This window comes from Coleofasciculus sp. E2-BRE-01 (assembly GCF_040221695.1).
Taxonomy (GTDB): Bacteria; Cyanobacteriota; Cyanobacteriia; order Cyanobacteriales; family Coleofasciculaceae; genus Coleofasciculus.
In genome coordinates this window covers 1-3,496 of the sequence record NZ_JAVKEA010000057.1, presented here as the reverse complement: position 1 = coordinate 3,496, position 3,496 = coordinate 1, and the positions used below count along the sequence as shown (strand labels likewise).

The following is a 3,496-nucleotide window of genomic DNA, read 5'->3' as shown; positions in this document are numbered from 1 at the left end:
GAGGTGAATGGTGGTAGGTGTGAGGTTTTTTCGCCTCCAACAGACAATTCCATCCTGACACCCGACACCCGACACCCGACACCCGACACCCTTGCTCAACCGAGCTTTCACCTTAAGTTGACACCAATGGGCAATGCCGTGCCCCTACAGGTGGGGTTGTAAGCTGTTTATCAAATTCAAAGGGTTGATTGAAAAAATATCTGGCTTGAACTAACAACTAACCGACTGAAATATTTCTTCAGCGGTTAACTGTAAGTTAGGGAAAGCAACTGACTGAATACAGTCATTTCCTCGAAATTGGCTGACTTGGTATTCTCCATCCACTAAAACATAAATAGAAACCGTTGGTTGTTTTGGATTACCAATAAATTTACGACCGCCCAGAGCTAAATGATCAACGATCCAGTATTCAGGAATTCCTATTCCTTCGTACTCCCCATATTTTTTATAGTAATCATCCCGCCAATTACTGCTAACTACTTCAACAACTAAAGGAATCGAAGCTCCCAGAATCAAAGTAGACTCTTTTTTCCACAAGGGTTCGTTGCTCAAATTCAAACGATTGATCAACAAGATATCTGGCGAATAAGCCGATTCACTTGATGCTGATTTAACCAGCGCCGTTTTTGGAATAGAATAGAGAAGCTGGAGACGGACATATTCTAATGTCAGCTTTTCGGCTAAAAATCCCACAACGTCTTCATGTTCACCTGTAGGCTGTGGCATTTCAATAATGACTCCATCATGCAGTTCATAGCGTTTATTGGCTGGCTTCCATTGGATAAATTCAGCGAAAGTTATTGATTTTTGTAAGAATTGAACCATGATTATCACCACAATTGGGAACGGGGACATCAACTTCAATAACCCAAGGAATCGAACCCGTAGGGGCACGGCATTGCCGTGCCTGTTTATCAAATTCAAAGGGTTGATTAACACGATATCTAGCAAATAAGCCAGAGCTAGCCTAATCAATGATAAGATCAAACTTTGTCGTCGGATGACCCTTGCCCAGCCGACAGAAACTCATTGAATCGGCAACATCGGGGAATTGAAATCTGAACGTCCCTTTTTTGTCAGCAGGCTTTCTGCCAAGGTAGGAAGAGGCAAGGAGATATCCACATAAAGCTCACCCATTCTCGGTTTCATCGTTTACATGAATATTCTTAGTAACCTGCTTTCCAAACCTGCCCAGCCGTCTCGCCCGAAAAAACAACGTCGGGGCATCGAAATTAAATCCGAGTCTGAACTTACTATTATGCGGCAGGCGTCTAAAATAGTCGCTACCGTTCTCAAAGAAATTTCCGAACAGGTTAAACCGGGGATGACGACGGCGGATTTGGATGCTTATGCCGAAAAGCGCATCCGCGAAATGGGAGCAACGCCGAGTTTTAAAGGATACCACGGCTTCCCGGCTTCAATCTGTTCCTGTCTCAACAACGAAGTGGTGCATGGAATTCCCAGTCGCAAAAAGGTAATTCGGGCGGGGGATGTGCTGAAAGTTGACACGGGGGCGTACTATGAAGGCTTCCATGGCGACTCCTGTATTACCATTGCCGTGGGTAATGTTAAACCCAACGCCGCCAAGTTAATAGAAGTGGCAGAAGCCGCACTCTATAAAGGAATCGAACAGGTAAAAGCGGGGAACTCCCTGCTTGACATTGCGGGCGCGATCGAAGATCATGTTAACGCCAATAGTTTTTTTGTGGTGGAAGATTTCACCGGTCATGGCGTGGGACGCAACCTGCACGAAGAACCCTCTGTGTTTCACTTCCGCACTCGGCAAATGCCCAATGTAAAGTTACGGGAAGGGATGACTCTGGCAATTGAACCGATTATTAATGCAGGTTCCAAGTTTACCCGTATCTTATCCGATCGTTGGACTGCCGTAACCGTCGATAATGCCCTATCCGCTCAGTTTGAGCATACCGTATTGGTGACAGCAGATGGATACGAAATTTTAACTGACCGCAGCAAAGTGTGAATCAGTCGAGTTAAGATAGATCAACTCAAAACTTAGCCAGGGCGGGTTTAGTCACATCTGGGTTAATCAGAAACGATAGTAGTAAAACCCGCCCCTAAACAAATCGGTTTGGGCGGGTTTAGTCACATCTGGGTTAATCAGAAATGATTAGTAGTAAAACCCGCCCCTACACAAATCGGTTTGGGCGGGTTTAGTCATATCTGGGTTAATCAGAAATGATAGATAATAATGAAACCCGTCCCTACACAAACACCAGGTTCCCTGAGCCTAGCGTTGGGTCAAAACTAATCGACATCCTAGAGGTATAAAATGTCGGAAATTGTGTCGATTCACTCATTCCGTGGTGGTACGGGTAAATCAAATGCTACAGCGAATCTAGCCGCAACTGTCGCTAAAGCTGGATATCGAGTCGGTATTGTTGATACTGATATCCAGTCTCCTGGCATTCACGTTCTTTTCGGCTTCGATGAGAACAAAATGAAAAACGCCCTAAATGATTACTTGTGGGGGCGTTGTCAAATTCAAGATGCGGCGTATGATGTCAGTTCTATCCTGGGAGAAAACCGCAAAATCAATAGCAAAATCTATCTGATTCCTTCCAGTATTCGCATGGGAGAGATTACCAGGATTTTGCGAGAAGGGTATGATGTGAATATGCTGATTGATGGGTTTGAGGATTTAATTCAAGCCTTAAAACTAGACTATCTCTTCATTGATACTCATCCTGGTTTAAATGAAGAAACCCTACTATCTATCACCATCTCTGACGTATTGCTAATTATTCTACGTCCAGACCGCCAGGACTTTCAAGGAACGGCTGTCACCGTTGATGTAGCACGTAAGTTACAAGTGCCTAAATTATTGTTAATGGTAAATAAAGCCCATGAAGCCCTTGACTTTAAGGCATTAGAGCAAGATATAGCACAAACCTATCAGGCTACTGTTGCAGGTATTTTACCCTTATCGGAAGAGATGATTCAACTCGCTAGCGGTGATGTCTTTTGTGTCCGCTTTCCGAGTCACCCTTTAAGTCTAGAAATGAAAAAAGTGGCACAGCAAATTATGACGTAATTAAAATGGGGTTCGTAGTTGCGCTGTCTTCGCTAAAAATCCTATCACTGACTGCAAACCCTAAAGTCAGTGTCCTTTCCATTAAATAAGTACCATTCAGAGTCGAATGTCACGCTGATTAAGGCTGGTGGGCAATGCCCACCCTACCAGATATCAAGGTTTTGCTACAAACTCTAAAGTCAGCGAGATTTAAACTAAATAGGGCTTGCTGCACAAAGCCGAAATCCTTAGCTATCAATGCTTTGAGCCGTATTTACAATTGACTGGGTGCAAAGAAATCTGGTAGAATTGGTCAAAATTCTTGCACCCCCGATCAGGTAGATGTACCGAAAAGTAGACTCAGTGCCTACGGAGCCAGAAAACTTTCAACTCCCCTTTGAGGAAAAGTTATCACGCATATTACCGTTGGGTAATCATGTCGAAGTTGATACCTTGGGAAGA

General features: G+C 44.0%; 3 protein-coding genes. 2 read left to right on the top strand and 1 reads right to left on the bottom strand.

Annotated elements, in window-relative coordinates:
• Positions 1-210 precede the first annotated feature (210 nt).
• Positions 211-825 (bottom strand): Uma2 family endonuclease, encoded by a 615-nt coding sequence (locus tag RIG66_RS06330; protein WP_446376266.1) that lies wholly within the window; start codon positions 823-825, stop codon positions 211-213.
• Positions 826-1,156: 331 nt separating this feature from the next.
• Here RIG66_RS06330 and map point away from each other — a divergent pair, with 331 nt between their 5' ends.
• Both map and RIG66_RS06320 read left to right on the top strand, forming a co-directional pair.
• A complete protein-coding gene (gene map, locus RIG66_RS06325) occupies positions 1,157-1,984 on the top strand; it encodes a type I methionyl aminopeptidase (RefSeq protein WP_446376264.1) in 828 nt (275 codons plus the stop codon).
• Between the two features lie 309 nt (positions 1,985-2,293).
• Positions 2,294-3,055: a MinD/ParA family ATP-binding protein gene (locus RIG66_RS06320; protein ID WP_446376262.1), complete on the top strand. Its 762-nt coding sequence runs from the start codon at positions 2,294-2,296 to the stop codon at positions 3,053-3,055.
• The last annotated feature ends 441 nt before the right edge of the window (positions 3,056-3,496 follow it).